The organism is Pectinatus frisingensis, assembly GCF_015732285.1.
In the GTDB taxonomy this organism is placed as follows: Bacteria; Bacillota; Negativicutes; order Selenomonadales; family Selenomonadaceae; genus Pectinatus; species Pectinatus frisingensis.
This window is the reverse complement of the sequence record NZ_WIQU01000032.1, coordinates 39,715-60,965: the sequence shown is the minus strand read 5'-3', so window position 1 is coordinate 60,965 and position 21,251 is coordinate 39,715. Positions and strand designations below refer to the sequence as shown.

Here is a 21,251-nt window from a genome sequence, read left to right as displayed (position 1 = left end):
CCCACTATACTTTATAGTTACTAAATATCAAATAAGTGCGTACTTATATATCCTCATATATTGATATATAATTTATAATATAAAATTTATTATATTATGATGGAGGTTATTTTATGCATATACTGGCTATTAATGGCAGCCCCAGAAAAAATAACAACACTGCTATTCTACTAAAAAAAGTCCTTGAAGGGGCGGCCTCTAAGGGGGCTGCTACAACCATGGTAAATTTATATGATTTAAACTACAAGGGCTGTATAAGTTGCTTTGCCTGCAAATTAATCAATGGTAAAAGTTATGGCAAATGCGCACTAAAAGATGATTTGACTCCTATTATGGAAACAATTGCTAATGCTGACGCTATTGTGCTTGGATCACCTATATATCTACATTCTATTACCAGTTCCATGAAAGCATTTTTAGAAAGACTTATTTTTCAATATCTTGTTTATGATCAAAAGCACTCAACTCTTTTCCCTAAAAAAATACGCGTAGGCCTGATTTACACTATGAATGCAACGCATGAACAATTTGCAGCATCATACGAAAATGAACTAAAATCAATAACTCTTTATCTGACAAAAGTTTTTGGCTCATGTGAAAATTTGCTTTCAAATGATACCTATCAATTCAATGATTATTCCAAATATTTTGCTCCAATATTTGACGAAAGAAAAAAACACGCCGTAAGAACAAAACAATTTCCGCAAGATTGTAAAAATGCATTTAATATGGGGGTTCGTTTTACTACCTAAATAGCATTGTCTAGAAAACAACCTTTTGACATAGACTTGATAAAGTCCTTCTCTCACGCGCTTTGTCAGCCAGTCAATCACTAAAGCTACTAAAAAAAGTGATTACTCTCTTTACCTCGTCTAAAAACCATACGTGAAAATTTTCTGTGTTAAGCACTTTTCGTATCATAGCAGATGTTATATTTCGCATTGCTAGATTATTAACATAAAGAATAAACAACCATAAAGTTATTGATAAGTTCTCTGCTAATGTCACTGCAGCGCTTGTACAGTAATAAATTAGATAATACAAGCTTATAAGCTTGTATTATCTTACTCTTGTCCTGCATCTATTCTGTGGTGCAGGACTTTTTTATTTCTACGTAACTTTACTTTTAGTCGCGTCTTATTTTCACCTTTTAAAAACTTGCTAATAGTAAAATATTGGTATTTATTAATAAAAAAATAAAAGGCTCTGCAAAATTTGCAAAGCCTTGATTTCATTATGGCAGAGAGGGTGGGATTCGAACCCACGGTACCTTGCGGTACAATTGATTTCGAGTCAATCACCTTCGACCACTCGGACACCTCTCCATCGTCAAAAACAATCAAATTATATCATATATACATCCAAAATTCAACTTATAATCATCTTTGACCTTATCGTGGGGAAAATTTTAATTATCCATCTGTCCATCATCGCGGGGAAGTCTTACAATTGCCCTTACCATTTTTTCGAATTTGGGACGTGGCATCATGACAAAATGTCCACAGCCGCAACATTTTATGCCAAAGTCCATGCCTACCCGCAGTATTTCCCACTCGTCACTGCCGCAAGGATGCTTTTTTTTCATTTTTACTATGGTGCCTTTTTCATATTCAGCCTTATCCATTCCATATTCTCCTCACTTATTTAGTAAGCTTGACTTTACAAGTATTTTCCACTACCAGTTCCACCGGTTCAGGATGAATCACCACATCAACAGTCGGTCCCATACTTTTCTTTATTGCCAATTCAATTTTATCACAAACAGCATGAACATCGCCCAGTTTCATACTGCTGTCAAAATTCAAGTGAACATCAATCATTTTATAAGCTCCCGCTGAACGTGTCCGCAGATTATGATAACCAAGCACTTCTTTATAGTTCATAAATATAGCACAAATCTTTTTTTCATATTCTGCCGACAAACTGGCATCTGTCAGATCTCGGGCACTTTTCACGATCATTTTGTATCCGGCCCGGAATATTATTAAAGCCACTGCCACAGCTACAACAGGATCCAGCCAGTACCAGCCCAATATCTGCATGCCAAACAATCCGGTCAATACACCGACTGATGTCCATACATCCGACTGTAAATGCAGTCCGTCAGCTTCTAAGGCCTGAGAGTCAGCTTTCTTGGCAACATAAATAAGACGGCGGGAGACAAGTATATTTATGGCAATTGATATGCCCATTATGGTTATGCCATATTCCAGGTTTTGCATAGCAGCCGGTGAATGCAGCTTTGTAAAAGCCTCATAAATTATCATCAAGGCCGCCCCCACTATCAGCATTGCCTCTATTGCTGATGACAGATTTTCATACTTGCCATACCCATAATCATACTTTTGGTCAGGCGGTATCATAGCTTTACGCACCGCCCAAAAAGCTATCAAAGCCGCTATCAAATCCACTCCGGAATGCATTGCCTCAGATATGAGGCTCACTGCTCCCACGTAAATTCCAACAAACAATTTTAATACTACTAATACAGTATTCGATATTATTGATAAATACGCCGTACGACGTTTAAGTGCATCACTTTCTGCCAAATCCATAAAAAGACCTTCCCAAATTATGCTAAATACAAAAATTAATCTGCGGAGTAGTAAATCCGCAGATTAATCGACATTTCTTGTATCTTATCACGTAAACTTACAATTGTAAAGTTTTACTTATGGGACCCTCCCAATTCAGTAACATGGCTGACTGTGTAGCCGGCTTTTTCCAAATCTGCCTTTATTTCCTCTACATCGGAAAAAGAACCGCGTATTATAGCCTGAGAATCACCATTCGGTGTATTAAATGAAACAAAACTGTCAATGTTGAGATTATGTTTGGCAAACACATCTGAAATTTCTTTTGTTGCACCAATCTTATCTTTAAAATCAAGCGTAAACCGTGTCTTCCCGCTGGCCAGCCCCATTACCTTCACTAGTACCCTAAAAATATCGGTTTCTGTAATTATCCCCACCAGAACCCCAATACTGCTTACAACCGGCAGGCCGCCAATTTTATTATTGCACATGAGCAATGCTGCTTCTTCAACCGTAGCATCATCGCGGACCGAAACAATCGGTGTTGACATTATATCATTGACCGTCATTTGCGCCAACAGAGAGTTTATTTCATATTTAGCCAGAGTAGTAGCCGGTGACGGTGCAATACGGGAAATATCACGGTCACTTATAATACCGACCAAATTTCCATCTTTTAGCACCGGAAGCCGACGAAAATGATTCATTTTCATAAGACCTGCTGCCTCATCGACTGATGTAGCCGGAGAAACAGTAATCGGATTCTTAGTCATATAATTTCCTACAAACACATTATTACCCCCTTCGTTAATCACTGCCAGCTATCCACCAAGATATGCCTTACGTACTTCTTCGCTGGCTGCGAGTTCTTTTGCATCACCGCTTAATGTGATTTTCCCCGTTTCCAAAACATAAGCACGATTGGCAATTGACAATGCCATATTAGCATTTTGTTCTACAAGCAGTATCGTAGTTCCTGCTTCATTGATATCCTTTATTATAGCAAAAATTTCTTTTATTAAAAGTGGTGCCAGACCCATTGACGGTTCATCCAGCAACAGCAAGCGCGGACTGCTCATCAAGGCACGCCCCATCGCCAGCATCTGCTGCTCACCGCCGGAAAGAGTCCCGGCTTCTTGTTTTTTACGTTCTGCCAAACGCGGAAAATGTTTGAACACTCGTTTTAAATCATTTTGTATCGCATTTTTGTCTTTTCTGATATACGCGCCCAGTTCCAAATTTTCCATTACTGTCATATTAGCAAAAATTCGTCGTCCCTCTGGTACCTGTGATACGCCGCATTCAACGATTCTATGAGCCGGCATGCCGCTTATAATTTTATCTTCAAAAGAAATCTTACCGGTGCGCGGTTTTAACAACCCGGAAATAGTGCGCAATGTGGTTGATTTACCGGCACCATTAGCTCCGATAAGCGTTACTATTTCACCCTTGTCTACTTCAAGACTAATTCCTTTAATTGCATGAATTGCACCATAATAAACATTTATATTGTCAATTTTCAACATTATACCCATTATTAAGCCTCCCCACCAAGATAAGCACGGATGACTTCCGGATTTTTCTTTATTTCATCAGGAATACCCTGCGCTATAATCGAGCCGTACTCCAGCACATATATGCGTTCACATATCCCCATTACAAGACTCATATCATGTTCAATAAGAAGGATTGACAGTGCAAAATCTTTTCTTATCCATCTGATCATATCCATAAGTTCTTTAGTTTCCTGAGGGTTCATTCCTGCTGCCGGTTCATCAAGCAGCAACAATTGGGGTCGGGTTGCCAAAGCACGGGCTATTTCCAGACGGCGCTGCGCCCCGTAAGGCAGGTTTTTTGCAATTTCACCAGCCTTATCTTCCAGCTTGAATATTTTCAACAGCTCCCTGCCATTATCCTCAATTTCCCGTTCTTGTTTCATATATCTACCGACACGCAGTACAGCTTCAATTAAATTATAATTTAAATGTGTATGATAGGCAATTTTTACGTTATCTAATACTGTAAGTTCAGAAAACAACCGTATATTTTGAAAAGTACGGGCAATGCCGCGCTGTGTTATCTGGGACGGTTTCATACCGGCTAAACTCTGCCCGTCAAGTGAAATTATTCCTGTAGTCGGCTGATAAACCCCGGTAAACAAATTAAATGCCGTGGTTTTGCCCGCTCCATTCGGTCCTATCAACCCAACGAGCTCACCTTTGTCTATCGTCATATTGAAATTACTGACCGCTTTTAAACCGCCAAACATTTTTGACACATTCTTAGCTTCTAGCAATACACTCATTTTTGTTTACCTCCCTTAAAGCGCTTAAGAACAGGCAAACTGGTAATTTCAATATTACCAAACAACCCCTGTGGGCGATAAAACATAAGTGCAATCAAAATAAGTGCATAGATGCTCATTCTCAGTTCAGGCCAATTAGACAGCAGTGCTGAAACCGTAGTCAAAATAAACGCCCCTGCTATAGACCCCGTTATTGATCCCATACCGCCCATTACAACCATAATTAAATAGTTGAATGACGCCAGGAAAGTGAATGAAGACGGATGAATAATATAAAAGGTATGGGCAAAGAGACAGCCAGCCACTCCGGCAAATCCGGCTCCAATAGTAAATGCCAGTACTTTATATTTAGTTGTATTCACACCCATGGCTTCGGCAGCTATTTCATTTTCACGAATTGCCACACAAGCACGTCCATAAGATGAATTGACATAATTCTTTATAAAAAACAGTACAAACAACATTACAAAAAAGGCCCAAGCAAAATTAGTATGCCTTGGTATCCCCATAAAGCCAGCCGCACCACCGACGTAGTTGACGTTCATTATAACAATGCGGATTATTTCTCCCAGCCCCAATGTTGCTATTGCCAGATAATCTCCACTCAGCCGCATCGTTGGCAGACCAATCAGACCCCCAATAATTGCCGCTGTCACAAAAGAAGTAATTAAACTAACAATAAATGGCATATGAAAATTAACCGACAACACTGCACCAGTATATGCTCCTATAGCCATAAAACCCGCATGTCCCAAGGAAAATTGTCCGGTATAGCCATTTATTAAATTAAGGCTGACGGACAATATTATATTGATACAAATCAAAATTATATTGAGCTGCCAAAAAGCATCCAGAGAATTTGTTGACAGCAATGCCTGTAACACCACAAAAACAACTAGGCTGATAATTATTGCTTTTAAATCCGCTTTACGCAATGCATTCATTTATCACACCTACACTTTCTCGTTCGTATTCTTGCCAAGCAGTCCTGACGGTTTAAACAACAGTACCAATATTAAAATGGCAAATGCTGCGGCATCACGGAATGTAGACGAAATAAACCCGCTGACCAGTGCTTCTATTATTCCCAAAATGATTCCACCGGCGGCAGCTCCCGGTAAAATTCCTATTCCGCCTAATACAGCAGCAACAAACGCTTTTAAACCAGGCATTATACCCATCAGTGGATCTATAGAGTTATAATAGATACCGACTAAAACACCGGCAGCAGCCGCTAATGCTGATCCAATACCAAAAGTTACCGAAATTATTCTATTGGCATTTATCCCCATAAGCTGTGCAGTTTCAGTATCAAATGAAACTGCCCGCATAGCCTTGCCGACCTTAGTATACTGGACTATATAAGTCAATATAGCCATAAGAATTATCGTTATCGCAAAAATCATTATCTGTTGGTTGTTTACCACAAACGGGCCAAAATGATAAGCTGCATCTTCCAGCACGCTGGGAAATGTCCGCGGCTGTGGTGTAACAAAATACATCATCGTATATTCAAGAAAAAATGATACGCCGATTGCCGTTATCAGCACCGATATACGCGGTGCCGAGCGCAGTGGACGATAAGCAAATCTTTCCACAAGCATCCCCAAAATACCTGTCAATATCATCGATGCCACCAATGCCGGCAACACCGGCCAATGAAGTATAGTTATGCAAAAAAAGCCAATATACGCACCAACCATATAAATATCACCATGTGCAAAATTTATCAGCTTAATAATTCCGTATACCATGGTGTATCCTAATGCAATTAATGCATATATGCTGCCCAATGATATTCCGTTAATCAGCTGTTGCAGAAACTGATCCATGATACCCATAAAAAATCCTCCATTCAATATTTAGATTATCAAAATATTTGACTTTAATTAATTTTTACCGATAATTCGACAAACTGCCATCTTAATGTCATCGGCCTTACTTATAATAAATCCGGGCAAAAATAAAACCCTTAGCCGACCAGCTAAAGGTTTTATTCAACCCGTGCTTCACCTAAAAAGCTCACCGTTGAGCGCGCAACAAACATTGTCAATCATAAATATTATAGTTAATATTATATGTTAAATTTTGTATAATTGTCAACATATCTGACACGTATTCTTCTTGGTAAAATCAGATTTGCTGCTGTCAACGGATCCGATTTTTATGGGCTTAATTAATTTTCCGGAGCAATTTTTTCCTTCATAACTTTGTTGCCGTCTTTTAATTCTATTATTACTGCTGATTTTATTGGATTATGATCTTTATTCATACTGATGATCCCTGTACCGACTTGAACATCCTTCAAGTTTTCCAATGCATCACGTATTTTTTGCGGATCAGCACTCTTAGCCTGTTTAATAGCTTCAATAAGCATCTTACCGGCATCATAGCCCAGCGCTGCAAAAACGTTTGGATCCTTACCATCATTTTCTTGTTTAAATAGTTTTATAAAACCTTGTACATCCTTATCCTGGTCAGAATAATGAGTGCTGTAGAAAGTATTATTAAGAGCATCTTTTCCCGCTATATCAATTACTTTACTATCATCCCAGCCATCTGTTCCCAAAAGCGGAACAGTTATTCCCATTTCACGGGCCTGTTTAACAATTTTGCCAACTTCTTCATAATAAGCCGGGATAAATACAACATCAGGATTAGCTGCTTTTATTTTTGTAAGTGTTGTTTTAAAATCCTGATCTTTTTGCACAAAAGCTTCTTCGTCCAGAACCTGACCACCGTCTGCCTCAAACTTTTCTTTGAAAACCTTGCTTAAGCTCTTAGAATAGTCAGTACTGGAATCGGCATATATAACTGCTGTTTTGGCATGCAGTGTTTTAGAAGCGAATGTGGCCATTACTTCACCTTGCTGCGGATCAATAAAACAGCTGCGGAAAATAAACGGCTGTACTTTGCCATTGTCATCAACTGTGACTTTGGAACTGGTAGCAGCAGGTGCAATAAGCGGAATTTTGCTGTCGGTAACTATTGGTGAAGCCGCCAGAACATCTCCGGTAGTAGCCGGTCCAACAATGGCAACGACCTTATCAGTCACCAACTTAGTAGTTGCATTAGCCGCTTCCGAGGCTTCCGATTTACAATCGACTTCATCCAACTCAAGTTTTTTACCGTCAATACCGCCGGCATCATTAGCCTCTTTAACTGCCAAACGCAAGCCATCCAGCGCTGACGAACCATAATTAGCTGCATTCCCGGTAAGTTCAAAATTAGCACCGATTTTAATTGTATCACTATCCGCAGCACTCTTTTGATCACCACAACCGGCAAAGGCCGTTGCCATCACAGCAGCACCCAAAAGCACACCGGCAATCTTTAAGCGCTTCATTTTTAAATTCATAAAATATCCTCCTAAAAATATCCCTCTATTATTGCGATAAATACATTATAGTTTGCAAGTATACACTAGTCAAGAAAAAAGTTTAGGATTTTATCGATTACTATTAGAAAAAACGGATGTTTATTTTGTTTTTATAATAAAAAAATATGTTTTTTGTTATAAATTATTTAAAATATGGGAATAACTAATACTAAAATAAGAACTTTTTATTCATTAACTTATCACAATATAATTTATATCTAATTATTATAATATTTTTATTTGATAATGTATTTTAATTTTATTATTTTAGTTTACACCTGAAAGAATAGCTGCTCGTTTTTTATCTTTCTGTGTAATTATTATAGACCAAACCGATTATTCGTTGTATTATGTATATATAAATTATACGAGGTGAATGATCATGTTATATCCATTAAAATTGAAATCACCCCTAAAAGATTACCTATGGGGCGGTACGCGTCTGAAAACCGAGTACGGGAAAGAAACATCATTGCAAAAAGTTGCTGAAAGCTGGGAACTTTCCTGTCATAAGGCTGGTGCCAATACAATTGAAAACGGTTCTTTTGCTGGTAAAACATTGCCGGAATATCTTGAAGCATCCGGTAAGGAAGTCATCGGCAGCAAAGCTGCCTGTATTGATTATTTCCCATTGCTTATCAAGCTGATCGATGCCCATGATAATCTTTCCGTACAGGTCCATCCCGATGATGCTTATGCCCAGGCTGTAGAAGGTGAACCGGGTAAAACAGAAATGTGGTATATTGTTGATGCTGAACCTGATGCCAAACTAATATATGGGTTTAAAAACGAAATCACTCGTGACGAATTTGAGCGCCGCATCAATGACGACACTTTACTAGATGTATGCAATCAGGTTCCTGTCAAAAAAGGCGATGTATTTTTTATCAATTCAGGAACACTGCATGCTATCGGCAAAGGCATTTTAATTGCTGAAATACAGCAAAATTCCAATACCACTTATCGTGTTTATGACTATGGAAGAGTGGGAACCGATGGTAAACCGCGTGAACTGCATATTGCCAAGGCTTTGACGGTGACCAACCTTAAACCGCCAACACATAAGATCGGCGAAATAGGTACTGTTGATATTTTTTCGGATTATAAAATAGATTTATTGTCGCAATGCGCCTTATTTTCTGTTTATCATTTCGACTTATCCGGCAATTGCAGTCTATGTGCCGATAATACTTCATTTCATTCATTGATCATTCTCAATGGTGAGATATGTCTCGATTCTCCACATGAAAGTATGACATTAAAAAAAGGCGATAGTCTGTTTGTTCCCGCCGGTCTGGGTGACTATCGCATCAATGGCATGGGAGAATTTATTCTAACCACACTTTAAATATTTTATTATCACCAAATCAACGGGACTACTGCATGCGGTAGTCCCGTTGTCATATATTTTACTGTTTTGGCTGCAGCTGCCATGGCGGCTGCTCTGGTATGTAATAAATCAGTAACGCCCCTGCCAAAGGCATCAGCACCGTTATCAGCAATGCTGCCCTCAGTCCTATATATTCAGCGGCAATTGCCGTTAAAGCAGCGCCAATTCCTCCCAAACCGAAAGACAATCCCAACATTAGGCCCGATGCCAGATTAGGATTATCCGGCAAAAACTTTTGGCACCATATTACTGAGCAAGGATGTGCTGCTTGAATAAAGAAACCTGTCATTATAAGAGCAAAAATCGACACAGCATCAACAGTTTCTGCTGTAAAAAAATATATTGCCGGAAAAACAGCAATCAGCATTGATGGTCCAATGACTTTTTTCTGCCCGATATGATCATTTAAAATACCGCCGAACATACCGCCAACTGCCGCGCCTATAAGAAAAAGTGTCAGCAGCCATCCGGAAGTTGTCTTATCATATCCCTGTAAAATAAGCAGTGTCGGTAAAAACGTGGTCACGGCACTGTGCGCCCATGTTCTTATTGCCATGGCTGCATTTAATTTTATCAGTGGAATATTCTGCCATAATTTATGCCAGTTCAATTTATACCTTATATTCTCACTTTTATTTACCGTACTAACTTTATATAGCCTTGACTGATAATAAAATATACTCAGGATAAGTGTAGGAATAACTAACAGCGGCAGCATTTTCAGTGAATAATATTGTATAAAATAAACCAATAATATCGGTGCGAATGCAAATCCCAGATTACCGCCGCTGATAAAAAACGACAATGACAATCCCATTTTTTTCTTATTAGCTATTTTCCCCACTATCCCTGTAGCCATTGGATGAAAAACAGATGCAGCCAATCCGCTTGCAGCAACGCACAACAATAATGTATAAAAACTTGCCGTAAAACTGGTAAGACAAATGAAAGCAGCTCCAAACGGTAAAACGATCAGCAGCAACCGATTAAAATTGTATTTGTCCATATAATAACCAAATATTGGCTGCAAAACATTTGCCGTAATAGCCATAGCCATGACCAGAATACCGCTCAATGCCAAGGATAGTCCCATATTAACGATAAGAAGCGGTATCAATATCGGTAAAAAATTGCAATAAAAATCGCATAGTAAATGCCCAATAGACAAAAGTGTCACATCGTACCCACTATGCTTATTCACCGCTGAATAATTTCCTTGCGCAATCGACGTCACAGCCATAATATCCCACCTTATAATAATATGTATAAATATAAAAAAAGCCTTCTTCGATGGGAAGAAGGCCTTGTATGCAATGGTGGCTCACCCGAGATTCGAACTCGGGACACCCTGATTAAAAGTCAGGTGCTCTGCCAACTGAGCTAGTGAACCTTGTAGATGTACAGCTCATTGAGCCGACTATAACATTATACTAAGTATGATAATACTTGTCAATAGTTTTTTATTAATACTACTACAACAAAGATAAAAAAACACCGCTGTTGCGGTGTAAAATTCATCTGGCTGGGGTAGCTGGACTCGAACCAACGAATGCGGGATTCAGAATCCCGTGCCTTACCAACTTGGCGATACCCCAATACTTTTGCTGACTTAAATATTATATATACTTACAAGTACAATGTCAAGTAAAATATTACATATCAAACATTCATGACTAATTTTTTAAATAAGGCCTGTTTCATTTTTTGTCATGCCTATCCGCAAGTTCTTTATTTATCCGTTCAATATCAAAAATAGCCTTATTTAAGTGTCCTGCATGATGTGGCCCGGTTGATTTTCCTCGCATAAAATCGGGAAGTTCCGGAGTTTTTGTCTGAGCAGCCCTATCTGTATACGATTCCTTTTGATTTTTATCCATATCATCATCTGTAGTAAAGTCAGTGGCAATAACTGTGGCCCGTACTTTACCCTTTAATTGTGAATTTATCACCGTTCCCAATATTATATTCACTTCCGGACTGGTGTTATCATAGATAAATTTTGTTGCTTCATTTACTTCATACAGACTTAATGACTCATCTCCGCTTATATTTAAAATAATTCCTCTTGCCCCGCTGATCTGCCGTTCAATCAATGGACTTACAATAGCTGCCTGAACAGCTTTAACCGCTGTAGCACCTTCACCTATTCCCAATAAAGCATCAGCATTATTATTTTGCTGAAAAATCGATTTGACATCGGCGAAATCTACATTTATCACTCCTACTGTAAGAATCAGCTCAGAAATACAGCTGATGGCCTGCTTTAAAACACCATCAGCCAAATGAAAAGCATCAAGCAACGATATGCGTTTATCTTTAGCCTGAAATTCCATTAACTTATCATTTTGAATATCAATCAGCGCATCCAAAAACGGCCGCATCTGTTCAATGCTGGCCAATGCTGTTCTTTTTTTTCGTGAACCTTCAAAAGAAAACGGCATGGTAACAATACCAATTGTTAATATGCCCATAGAATGAGCCATCTCAGCAATTACTGGCATAGCACCTGTTCCCGTGCCGCCGCCAAGCCCTGCTGTTAGAAAAATCATATCGGCACCTGTAATGGCATTTTTTATCAATATCTCATCTTTTTGCGCTGCCTGCTGACCTAATACTACCTTCCCTCCACTGCCTAAACCTCTGGTCACGTTTTCACCAATGGGTAAAATCTTCATCTGCTGGTTATCAAGTGTATGCAACTGTTTTTTATCAGTATTTATGGCGATCAATTCCATCCCCAGACTGCCTTCACTGGCTATCCGCTGCAGAACGCTGTTTCCACCGCCGCCAATACCAACTACTTTTATATTTACATCTGCACCCTTTATAATTTTCTCTTGCAATGCGACCACCGCCCTTATAATAACATTTTCCAGCCGTATAATATGGTCTTTACCGTCTTATATATAAACGCAATAAAATTTAACAACAGCTAAATTCATACTATTTCTATTATGATAGATGCATTTATTTATCATTAATATTATTCGTTACATACCTCGGCAATCCTGCACTGTCAACTATTTTGTTTATTATATTATTTTATTTAATAAGTCAGCCAATTGCGTAACCCGATTACCCTTGAACCGTTGAAATGTTATTTGTTAATTTTAATATTATCATTCCCAATAATCCTGACAGGCATGATGCAATAATTATCCCTACCTTGGCCGCTGTGAGATATTCAATTGAACCGGAAAAAGCCAATGATGCAATAAATAAGGACATTGTAAAACCTATTCCTCCCAGACTTCCTGCCCCTAGAAAATGGATATAAGATGTTTTTTCCGGCATTTTTATCACTTTAAACTTAAACAATAATGCTGTTACCCCGAAAATCCCCAAAGGTTTGCCTACTGTCAATCCCAATATTATTCCTGCTGCAATTGGCAAAAATGAACCTTCCATATTGGCAAAGTTGCTCATATCCAATTTGACTCCGGCATTAACCAGCGCAAATATCGGCATTACCACCCACGTAGAAAAAGGTACCACTTTATATTCTAATTTGTGTAACAGCGATTTATCTGCATTCTGACTTTTATCAGCAGGAATCAATAGTCCCAGTATCACTCCGGCAATGGTCGGATGTACTCCCGCATTATAAAAGAAAAACCAGGCAATTACTCCCCAAAACAAATATATAAAAATATTTTTAACCGCCAATTTGTTTGCCGCAAGTGCCGCAGCCAAAGCCGCCAGTCCATATAGCAACACTGTTAATGAGACACTATTGCTGTAAAATAGTGCTATCACAATAATAGCTCCCAAATCATCAACTACTGCCAAAGTTGTCAAAAAGACCGCTATACTACGTGGTACATTCCCGGCAGCCATCGATAATACTCCTAATGAAAAAGCAATATCAGTGGACATTGGTATTCCCCAACCGGCCAATCCTCCGCTATCAATATTTACCGCCGAATATAATAGTGCCGGAACTATCATCCCCGCAATGGCTGCCACGATGGGTAAAATTGTTGCCGATATTGACTGCAATTCGCCAAAAAGAACTTCCCGTTTTATTTCCATTCCCACAGTAAAAAAGAATACTGCCATAAGACCATCGTTTACCCAATGCAGTATAGATAAATTAAATCCCATCAGCGAAAACTGCATATGCAGGATCTGTTCATATGTTTTATTTAATGCTGTATTGGCAATAATCATTGCTAATACAGCACAAAGTAATAAAACAAAACCACTTGCTGCCTCATTATTAAAAAAATGATTAAACGGACGCAACAGTTGTTCTGTCTTCTTTTTTATATCACCTATTGTCTTTTTCATCAAAAACTCCTCTCGCTCTTTATTATATACAAGAGAAATGACACATAGCAAGCCACAGATTTTTATTTTGTTTTTTTTACTGCTTTGTTGTACAATACTATAATATATGATTATAAATTTAGTTACGTATTGATTATCTGCCGCCATTTTCAAAATATTTGATCCGGAGCCAATTAGCTGCTAAAAGTTTATCGTAACAGGAGGGAGTTTTTTTGCCCAAATCATTATGCTTTTTTACTATGACTCTTTTTTTATGTATAATCTTATCCTTTGCCAATATAGCTTATGCCGGCAATTTTGCAGCTGAAAAATCTTCATTGGCCAAAATTACTGCTATCCGCATAAGCTCAAATAATGACAAAGTCCGTATTGTTGCCGATGCTAATAAAGAAGTCGACTATGAATCATTCGGTTTATCAGCACCTAACAGGATAGTTATCGATTTAAAGGGTGCATGGCTTGATCCTTCTATACAAAAAGAATATACCGTCGATAATAAAAACATCAATCGTATTCGTGTCGCTCAATTTGATCATGCTACAGTTCGAATCGTTGTTGACACCTCGCTCAAACGTGATGCATATGACGTATTTTCACTTGCGTCCGGTAATATCTCTTACCGTGTCATAATGGATTTTGGTAAATCTGCTGACCGCCCTGATAATTCTGCCGTTTTGCCTGTCAAGCCTGCGTCGCCAGTGCCGCCGGCCGTTCCGTCCGCAGTCAAACCCACAGTGCCATCACCGGCAAAAGTTTTTACTACTCCGGGAATAAAGGGTAAAAAAATTGCTATAGACCCCGGGCACGGTGGTAATGATTCCGGTGCCATCGGCTATACCGGACGAAAGGAAAAAGATGCTACTTTACAAATTGCCCTTAAACTTAAACGTCTTTTGGAAAATGCCGGTGCTACTGTTATAATGACCCGTACCACTGATACATCCGTTGCTTCCCCTACTGCCAGTGATGTAGATGAATTACAGGCTCGTTGCGATATAGCTAATAAGGCAAACGCTGATATTTTTATCAGTATTCATAATGATTCTTTTACCGACAGTGCCGCCAATGGAACTTCCACATATTATTACGGCAATGGCAGCAGCTACAGCAGCCAGCTGGCCAACGATCTGCGGCAGGGTATCATCGAAAAAGTTCATACACCTGATCGAGGTACTAAAAGCTGCAATTTTTATGTTGTAAAACATACTGATATGCCTGCTTCCCTAATAGAAGCAGCCTTTATTTCTAATCCTGCCGAAGAAAAACTCTTGACCTCTGATGACGGTTCTGAACAATTTGCCGAAGGCATTTACAACGGAATTAATAAATTTTTTGCAGCAATAGGATAAGTTCCCTTCTATTGATAAATTTATCAATATTTTTTATGAACGGATTTAGCTTATCTCTTGACGATACAGTTTTAATGTGTTATTATCAGCTTCATAGTTATTTTTTATCGTTTCATAGTGTTATTGTGTATAGTCTTTATAATAATTACTGGCTGATTAGAAAACTAAAGGTCAGAGGAATTAATTAACATTGTTAAATTAATTCCTCTGACCTTTTTTTATTTTATAACAGGAGGGCATTTCATGAACAAAAAGTTTATTCTATTTGCTATTTTTATTATTATTTCGTCAGTTTTAGCAGGATGTAAAAGCGATGAACAATCTGCCTCTTCCAATAATCAGCTCATAAATGTATCATATGATCCTACACGAGAACTATACGCTGCCTATAACGCAGCCTTTATCAAGCACTGGCAGGAAAAAACCGGCCAAGCTGTCACAATAACCCAATCGCATGGCGGTTCCGGGGCCCAGGCCCGCTCTGTTATTGAGGGTAATGATGCCGATGTGGTTACGCTGGCACTGGAGTACGATATAACAGCCATTGAAAAAACCGGTCTCATAAAAAAAGGCTGGCTCAGTTCCTTTCCACATGACAGTTCACCATATACATCAACCATTGTTTTTTTAGTACGTAAGGGCAACCCCAAAAATATAAAGGACTGGAATGATCTGATAAGACCTGATATCAGTATCATAACACCCAATCCTAAAACGTCCGGCGGAGCACGCTGGAATTATTTAGCCGCTTGGGCCTATGCCAACAATGCCTATCAGGGCAATGAAGAACAAATGAAAAAATACATGAAAAAACTCTTCAACAATGTTCTTGTCTTAGACTCCGGTGCGCGCGGTGCGACAACTACCTTCGTAGAGAACGGACAGGGCGATGTGCTGCTGGCTTGGGAAAATGAAGCATATCTGTCTTTAAAAGAACATCCTGATGAATTCCAAATAGTGTCTCCATCGATAAGCATCCTTGCCCAGCCTTCTGTCGCTGTTGTCGACAAAATTGCCGATGAACACGGAACCCGTGAATTGGCTGAGGAATATCTTAATTATCTTTACTCTCCGGAAGCGCAAAAAATTGCTGCCGATAATTTCTACAGACCGACCGATGAAAATATTTTAAAACAATATGCCGATACATTTGATTTAAATATCAAGTTGGCCACTATAAACGATCCACTATTCGGCGGCTGGGATAAAGTCCAGGAAACTCACTTTAAGGATGGCGGTATCTTTGATCAAATTTACCAAAAAAAATAACCACCGGGTATCAATTATCCCTGGTTTCAATCTGTCATTGGGTATAACTATTTTTTATATAAGTTTTATTATTCTGATACCGCTTATTTCTATTGCAGTTGTCACTAATGGTATAACATGGCAGAAATTTACATCTGTTATCCTCGACAGCCGTGTCATTGCCAGTTATCGGATAAGTTTTATCTGTGCATTGACCGCTGCAGCCGTCAATTGTTTCTTTGGGACTATACTGGCCTGGGTTCTTGTACGATATGAATTCCCCGGGAAAGACCTTATTGACGGACTCATTGAACTGCCCTTTGCCATTCCTACAGCAGTTGCCGGTATATCTTTAGCAGCACTATATTCTCCGACCGGTCTTATTGGTCAGTTTTTAGCACCAATAGGCATAAAGATTGCTTATTCGCCCATTGGCATCAGCATGGCTTTAATATTCGTCACCATTCCTTTTGTAGTCAGGACAGTTGAACCTGTTTTAAAAAATATCGATCCGGTCTTTGAAGAAGCTGCTTACACACTTGGTGCAGGCAAATTCACAATCTTTCGCCGCATAATTTTACCGGAACTTATACCTGCTTTATTACTTGGAGGAGGACTGGCCTTTGCCCGTGCAGTAGGAGAATACGGCAGTGTCATATTTATCGCCGGCAACATGCCGTTTAAAAGTGAAATTGTCCCACTTCTCATAATGATTAAACTACAGCAATTCAATTATACAGAAGCAACTTCCATCGCCATAGTGATGCTGCTGTTTTCATTCCTTATTATGTTTGCGATTAATTCATTGCAAATATATCAGCAGCGCCTTATCAGGGGAGGTCGATAATAAATTGTCAAAAATATTTTCTGTCAGATATCTGTTAATAGGCATTAGCATTATCTTTATATTCATTATGCTGATACTACCCTTGTACGTTATTATCAATGAGGCTTTCCATAATGGTTTTTCGCCATATTTTAACGTCATCAGCGATAAATTCACACTACATGCTTTAAGTTTGACTTTATTGGCTACCGGGACAGCAGTGCTCTGCAACACCATCTTCGGTCTGTTTGCTGCCTGGGCATTAACGCGATTTCAATACAGACACAGCAAACTTTTGACCACACTTATCGATATTCCCTTCACAATCTCTCCTGTTATTGCCGGGCTCATTTTCTCCTTGACTTTTGGCCGTATTGGCTGGACTCAGCCAATATTAAATTTTTTCCATATAAAAATTGTTTTCGCTGTGACTGGCATTATTTTGGTGACTATTTTCGTGACGCTGCCTTTTATCGCTCGCACAATAATGCCTGTTTTACATTCACGCGGTACGCAGGAAGAGGAAGCCGCCGCCCTGATGGGGGCCAGTGGTCTTACCATTTTTCGGCGGATAACATTCCCGCATATCAAATGGGCACTGCTTTACGGTATTATTTTATGCACCGCCCGTGCCATGGGAGAATTTGGTGCCGTATCAGTTATTTCAGGCCATCTGCGGGGGAAAACTGATACCCTTCCATTACTAATAGAAATTTTGTACAACGATTTCAAAATGACAGATGCCTTTGCTGTATCTACAATTCTTGTTGTTCTGGCAATAATTCTGCTGGTTTTGAAAAATATCGTTGAATATAAATGGCATCAGGTCAAGGAGTAACAATATGTATATTGAGTTTAGAAACGTAAATAAAAGTTTTGGTGCTTATAAAGCTTCAGATAATGTCAACTTTTCTTTATCCAAGGGTTCATTATCAGCTCTTTTAGGGCCGTCAGGCAGCGGAAAAACAACTATCCTGCGAATTCTGGCCGGCTTGGAAACGCCTGACAGCGGCGATGTTTTTATCGACGGCCAGCGCATTAATGATACTATTCCCGCCAAACGCGGTATTGGCTTCGTATTTCAAAATTATGCCTTGTTTAGATATATGACAGTGTTCGATAATATTGCCTTTGGCATGCAGATAAAAAAGTTTCCTCCTAAACAAATTAAGCAGCGTGTAAATGAATTACTTAAGTTAATCGGTCTCGACGGTTTAGGCGGACGATATCCTGTACAGTTATCCGGTGGACAAAAGCAACGCACAGCTTTTGCCCGTGCCATTGCTCCCGAACCAAAAGTGCTGCTGCTTGACGAACCATTTGCCGCCATCGATGCCAAGGTTCGTCACGATCTTCGCCAATGGCTTAAAAACACTATAAAAGAACTAAACATCACCAGCATCTTTGTTACTCATGACCAGGAAGAAGCCAATGAAGTAGCTGACGAAATTCTGATTATCAACAGGGGTAAAGTCGAACAGAGCGGCTCTCCCATTTCCGTTTATAAGAAACCAGCAACACCATTTGTTGCCCAATTCATAGGTGAAAATTCGCTCATTAACGACTATGGCAATTTTAAAGGTTTTCAATTCAACAAAAATTTCCCGGCGGCAATAATTCGTCCGGAATTTATCAGCCTGTTCAAACCACAGGAGCAGGTCAAAAACACCTATAGCGCTGAATCCGGTACCATAAAAGCGATAACTTTCCGTGGGGCTTATCTGGAAATAATCGTCACACTGAATAATATTGACTTAAAAACAATATGGCCGACTGGCAGAGAACTGCTGCGGCCGCAGGAAAAAGTTATCGTACTTATACGAAAAATGTATCTCATCAATGCCGACTCTGTATGCGAAATAGAAAATGCCGCTATCACTGCCGACAATTCAGTCATAATTTAAGAAGGTGCATCAATGGATAAGCTAATTTTGCAATATCTTCATACCGATGTTTTAATTGCCGGCGGCGGCACAGCCGGCTGCTATGCCGCCTTAAATCTTGCCAGAAACACTAAACTGCATATATTGATAGCCGAAAAAGCCCACATAAAACGCAGCGGTTGTCTGGCTGCCGGTGTGAATGCCCTCAATGCTTATATAACCAAAAACCATACCGTTGATTCCTATGTCGATTATGCCGAGCACGATGCCGCCGGTATTGCCCGCGGTGATCTGCTATTCACCATGTCACAGCGTCTCAACGATTGTGCTGCCGATTTGGAACGATTAGGCTTGGTTATTTTAAAAAATCCTGATGGCAGTTACGTTGAACGTGGCCCGCGCAATATAAAGATCAACGGTGAAAACATAAAACCAATTTTAGCGGCAGCCGTTTCCAAATTACCGTCGGTCGAAGTTTATAACCATACCAGCATTATTGATTTTATTGTCAAAAATAATACTATTTATGGAGCTGTTGCTGTCAATGTCTTAAAACCAATACTCTATATCATAAAGGCAAAAACGGTGCTTTGCTGCACTGGCGGTGCCTCCGGTATCTATCGCTCCAACAATCCCGGTTTTTCCCGGCATAAAATGTGGTATTGCCCATTTAATACTGGTGCCGGTATGGCTGCCGGTATGCGCAGTGGTGCTGAAATGACTACATTAGAAATGCGTTTTATTGCCTTACGCTGCAAAGATACAATTGCCCCTACCGGTACCATTGCCCAAGGCGTCGGTGCCAGGCAGATAAATTCCCGCGGTGAAATATACGAAAAAAAGTATGGTATGGAAACATCAAACCGATTATATGGCACAGTAGAAGAGATCATTGCCGGCAATGGGCCTTGTTACCTGCAAACGAAAGGAATATCTCCGGAACAAGTATTAGATTTAAAAAAAGCTTATTTGAATATGGCTCCCGCACAGACTCTCAGATGGCTCGAACAGGGTACTCCTGATCATAATAACGTGGAAATTGAAGGAACTGAACCGTATATAGTAGGTGGTCATGCGGCCGCCGGTTTTTGGATATCTACTAAGCGGCAGACAACAATAAAAGGATTATTTGCTGCCGGGGATACAGCCGGCGGCTGTCCGCAAAAATATGTCACCGGTACGATGGCGGAAGCTGCCATTGCTGCTGAAAATATCATTAAATATCATCAAAGCTCTGCTGTTTCTGATGATAATATCATTAATTTCACCCAAATAGCCCAGTATTATCAGCAAAAGGAAGAAAAATACCTGACTGCGGCACCAGGTATTTTTACGATACAGGATATTGAAGATGCCATGCAAAAAAATATGGACAATTATGCCGGCGGAATAAAAACCAATTATAAATATAACAGTGCCGGTCTTACTATTGCCTGTAAAGCAATAGTAAAACTGTATGAAACAGCTCAGAGTCTCTCCGCTGGCAACATGCGGGAACTAACTCTCATTCATGAACTGCTTGATCGTCTTACAATATGCCGTTTTCTTATCAAACACTTGGAAGCCCGCCAAGAAACCCGCTGGCACAGCTTTGCTGAAAACAGCGATTATCCCACTATTGACAATTCTTTTTATAAATATGTCAACTCACGTCTGGAAAACGGAACAGTAAAAATCATCTACCGGCCAATAATAAAGCGAGGAGAATATTATGAGCATACTAATTGACCGGCAGCAATGTGTCGGCTGCGGTAAATGCAGTGATATCTGCCCCGGTTCATTAATCAAAACTGCTCCCGATAAAAAAGCTGTTATCGTCTATCCACGCGATTGCTGGGGCTGCACCGCCTGTTTGAAAGAATGTCCCACCGGTGCTATCAGTTTTTACCTTGGCGCCGATATTGGCGGGCAAGGCAGCTGCATGAATATAGAAAAAAATGGCTATATCACCAAATGGATAATCCGGCAGCCAGATAAAGAACCGATAACTATCGAAACTGACAGCCGCACAGCTAATAAATACTGATAATATTACTAAAAGGAGAAT

The 21,251-nt window shown here is 39.5% G+C and carries 20 protein-coding genes and 3 tRNA genes; 9 read left to right on the top strand and 14 right to left on the bottom strand.

The features are described from left to right. The first annotated feature begins 113 nt into the window (after positions 1-113). A complete protein-coding gene (locus tag I6751_RS05825) occupies positions 114-752 on the top strand; it encodes a flavodoxin family protein (protein WP_196592158.1) in 639 nt (212 codons plus the stop codon). A 485-nt stretch (positions 753-1,237) separates the two neighbouring features. On the opposite strand, the gene I6751_RS05820 is transcribed toward I6751_RS05825, so the two are convergent. The 9 genes from I6751_RS05820 to I6751_RS05780 all read right to left on the bottom strand — a co-directional run bounded on the left by I6751_RS05820 (position 1,238) and on the right by I6751_RS05780 (position 8,197). Next, positions 1,238-1,325: transfer RNA gene (locus tag I6751_RS05820), tRNA-Ser, on the bottom strand. Between the two features lie 83 nt (positions 1,326-1,408). After that, positions 1,409-1,624 (bottom strand): DUF951 domain-containing protein, encoded by a 216-nt coding sequence (locus I6751_RS05815; RefSeq protein WP_196592386.1) that lies wholly within the window; start codon positions 1,622-1,624, stop codon positions 1,409-1,411. 16 nt (positions 1,625-1,640) lie between these two features. Next, positions 1,641-2,549 (bottom strand): cation diffusion facilitator family transporter, encoded by a 909-nt coding sequence (locus I6751_RS05810; RefSeq protein ID WP_414153201.1) that lies wholly within the window; start codon positions 2,547-2,549, stop codon positions 1,641-1,643. Between the two features lie 119 nt (positions 2,550-2,668). Beyond that, positions 2,669-3,325, bottom strand: a complete 657-nt coding sequence (locus I6751_RS05805; RefSeq protein WP_196592387.1) for a CBS and ACT domain-containing protein — start codon at positions 3,323-3,325, stop codon at positions 2,669-2,671. 30 nt (positions 3,326-3,355) lie between these two features. After that, a complete protein-coding gene (locus I6751_RS05800; RefSeq protein ID WP_182188748.1) occupies positions 3,356-4,060 on the bottom strand; it encodes an ABC transporter ATP-binding protein in 705 nt (234 codons plus the stop codon). Between the two features lie 11 nt (positions 4,061-4,071). Next, entirely contained in the window at positions 4,072-4,839 is a 768-nt protein-coding gene (locus tag I6751_RS05795) for an ABC transporter ATP-binding protein (RefSeq protein WP_196592388.1), read from the bottom strand. After that, positions 4,836-5,783, bottom strand: coding sequence for a branched-chain amino acid ABC transporter permease (locus I6751_RS05790; protein WP_196592389.1), 948 nt, complete (start codon positions 5,781-5,783; stop codon positions 4,836-4,838). The genes I6751_RS05795 and I6751_RS05790 overlap by 4 nt, the downstream gene beginning before the upstream one ends. A gap of 9 nt (positions 5,784-5,792) precedes the next feature. Next, positions 5,793-6,680, bottom strand: a complete 888-nt coding sequence (locus tag I6751_RS05785) for a branched-chain amino acid ABC transporter permease (protein WP_182186968.1) — start codon at positions 6,678-6,680, stop codon at positions 5,793-5,795. A gap of 335 nt (positions 6,681-7,015) precedes the next feature. Continuing rightward, complete coding sequence (locus I6751_RS05780; protein WP_182186970.1) at positions 7,016-8,197, bottom strand: ABC transporter substrate-binding protein; 1,182 nt, start codon at positions 8,195-8,197, stop codon at positions 7,016-7,018. A 403-nt stretch (positions 8,198-8,600) separates the two neighbouring features. On the opposite strand from I6751_RS05780, the gene I6751_RS05775 reads away from it, so the two are divergent. Next, the gene (locus I6751_RS05775; protein WP_196592390.1) at positions 8,601-9,566 is read left to right on the top strand and encodes a type I phosphomannose isomerase catalytic subunit; all 966 of its coding nucleotides are present in this window, start codon (positions 8,601-8,603) and stop codon (positions 9,564-9,566) included. A gap of 61 nt (positions 9,567-9,627) precedes the next feature. On the opposite strand, the gene I6751_RS05770 is transcribed toward I6751_RS05775, so the two are convergent. The 5 genes from I6751_RS05770 to nhaA all read right to left on the bottom strand — a co-directional run bounded on the left by I6751_RS05770 (position 9,628) and on the right by nhaA (position 13,898). Beyond that, positions 9,628-10,848 carry an MFS transporter gene (locus tag I6751_RS05770; protein WP_196592391.1) on the bottom strand — a complete coding sequence of 407 codons (1,221 nt, stop codon included), beginning with the start codon at positions 10,846-10,848 and terminating at the stop codon, positions 9,628-9,630. A 74-nt stretch (positions 10,849-10,922) separates the two neighbouring features. After that, a tRNA-Lys gene (locus I6751_RS05765) sits at positions 10,923-10,998 on the bottom strand. Positions 10,999-11,127: 129 nt separating this feature from the next. After that, positions 11,128-11,203, bottom strand: a tRNA-Gln gene (locus I6751_RS05760). Positions 11,204-11,305: 102 nt separating this feature from the next. Next, complete coding sequence (ftsZ, locus tag I6751_RS05755; protein WP_196592392.1) at positions 11,306-12,451, bottom strand: cell division protein FtsZ; 1,146 nt, start codon at positions 12,449-12,451, stop codon at positions 11,306-11,308. Positions 12,452-12,683: 232 nt separating this feature from the next. Further along, positions 12,684-13,898 carry a Na+/H+ antiporter NhaA gene (nhaA, locus tag I6751_RS05750; protein WP_196592393.1) on the bottom strand — a complete coding sequence of 405 codons (1,215 nt, stop codon included), beginning with the start codon at positions 13,896-13,898 and terminating at the stop codon, positions 12,684-12,686. Between the two features lie 212 nt (positions 13,899-14,110). On the opposite strand from nhaA, the gene I6751_RS05745 reads away from it, so the two are divergent. The 7 genes from I6751_RS05745 to I6751_RS05715 all read left to right on the top strand — a co-directional run bounded on the left by I6751_RS05745 (position 14,111) and on the right by I6751_RS05715 (position 21,230). Continuing rightward, the gene (locus I6751_RS05745; RefSeq protein WP_231037580.1) at positions 14,111-15,247 is read left to right on the top strand and encodes an N-acetylmuramoyl-L-alanine amidase; all 1,137 of its coding nucleotides are present in this window, start codon (positions 14,111-14,113) and stop codon (positions 15,245-15,247) included. A 243-nt stretch (positions 15,248-15,490) separates the two neighbouring features. After that, positions 15,491-16,516 (top strand): sulfate ABC transporter substrate-binding protein, encoded by a 1,026-nt coding sequence (locus tag I6751_RS05740; protein ID WP_196592394.1) that lies wholly within the window; start codon positions 15,491-15,493, stop codon positions 16,514-16,516. Beyond that, the gene (cysT, locus tag I6751_RS05735) at positions 16,491-17,342 is read left to right on the top strand and encodes a sulfate ABC transporter permease subunit CysT (RefSeq protein ID WP_231038008.1); all 852 of its coding nucleotides are present in this window, start codon (positions 16,491-16,493) and stop codon (positions 17,340-17,342) included. The genes I6751_RS05740 and cysT overlap by 26 nt, the downstream gene beginning before the upstream one ends. A gap of 4 nt (positions 17,343-17,346) precedes the next feature. After that, entirely contained in the window at positions 17,347-18,159 is an 813-nt protein-coding gene (gene cysW / locus I6751_RS05730; RefSeq protein ID WP_196592396.1) for a sulfate ABC transporter permease subunit CysW, read from the top strand. Between the two features lie 4 nt (positions 18,160-18,163). Further along, on the top strand, positions 18,164-19,225 hold the full coding sequence (locus I6751_RS05725) for a sulfate/molybdate ABC transporter ATP-binding protein (RefSeq protein ID WP_196592397.1): 1,062 nt from the start codon (positions 18,164-18,166) through the stop codon (positions 19,223-19,225). A gap of 12 nt (positions 19,226-19,237) precedes the next feature. Continuing rightward, positions 19,238-20,932, top strand: coding sequence for an adenylyl-sulfate reductase subunit alpha (locus I6751_RS05720; RefSeq protein WP_196592398.1), 1,695 nt, complete (start codon positions 19,238-19,240; stop codon positions 20,930-20,932). Further along, positions 20,916-21,230 (top strand): 4Fe-4S dicluster domain-containing protein, encoded by a 315-nt coding sequence (locus I6751_RS05715; protein ID WP_196592399.1) that lies wholly within the window; start codon positions 20,916-20,918, stop codon positions 21,228-21,230. The genes I6751_RS05720 and I6751_RS05715 overlap by 17 nt, the downstream gene beginning before the upstream one ends. The last annotated feature ends 21 nt before the right edge of the window (positions 21,231-21,251 follow it).

Coding starts and splice junctions, on each gene's coding strand:
- I6751_RS05825 (WP_196592158.1), top strand. CDS start 114: ATGCATATACTGGCTATTAATGGCAGCCCCAGAAAAAATAACAACACT.
- I6751_RS05815 (WP_196592386.1), bottom strand. CDS start 1,624: ATGGATAAGGCTGAATATGAAAAAGGCACCATAGTAAAAATGAAAAAA.
- I6751_RS05800 (WP_182188748.1), bottom strand. CDS start 4,060: ATGTTGAAAATTGACAATATAAATGTTTATTATGGTGCAATTCATGCA.
- I6751_RS05795 (WP_196592388.1), bottom strand. CDS start 4,839: ATGAGTGTATTGCTAGAAGCTAAGAATGTGTCAAAAATGTTTGGCGGT.
- I6751_RS05790 (WP_196592389.1), bottom strand. CDS start 5,783: ATGAATGCATTGCGTAAAGCGGATTTAAAAGCAATAATTATCAGCCTA.
- I6751_RS05785 (WP_182186968.1), bottom strand. CDS start 6,680: ATGGGTATCATGGATCAGTTTCTGCAACAGCTGATTAACGGAATATCA.
- I6751_RS05780 (WP_182186970.1), bottom strand. CDS start 8,197: ATGAATTTAAAAATGAAGCGCTTAAAGATTGCCGGTGTGCTTTTGGGT.
- I6751_RS05775 (WP_196592390.1), top strand. CDS start 8,601: ATGTTATATCCATTAAAATTGAAATCACCCCTAAAAGATTACCTATGG.
- I6751_RS05770 (WP_196592391.1), bottom strand. CDS start 10,848: ATGGCTGTGACGTCGATTGCGCAAGGAAATTATTCAGCGGTGAATAAG.
- nhaA (WP_196592393.1), bottom strand. CDS start 13,898: ATGAAAAAGACAATAGGTGATATAAAAAAGAAGACAGAACAACTGTTG.
- I6751_RS05740 (WP_196592394.1), top strand. CDS start 15,491: ATGAACAAAAAGTTTATTCTATTTGCTATTTTTATTATTATTTCGTCA.
- I6751_RS05725 (WP_196592397.1), top strand. CDS start 18,164: ATGTATATTGAGTTTAGAAACGTAAATAAAAGTTTTGGTGCTTATAAA.
- I6751_RS05720 (WP_196592398.1), top strand. CDS start 19,238: ATGGATAAGCTAATTTTGCAATATCTTCATACCGATGTTTTAATTGCC.
- I6751_RS05715 (WP_196592399.1), top strand. CDS start 20,916: ATGAGCATACTAATTGACCGGCAGCAATGTGTCGGCTGCGGTAAATGC.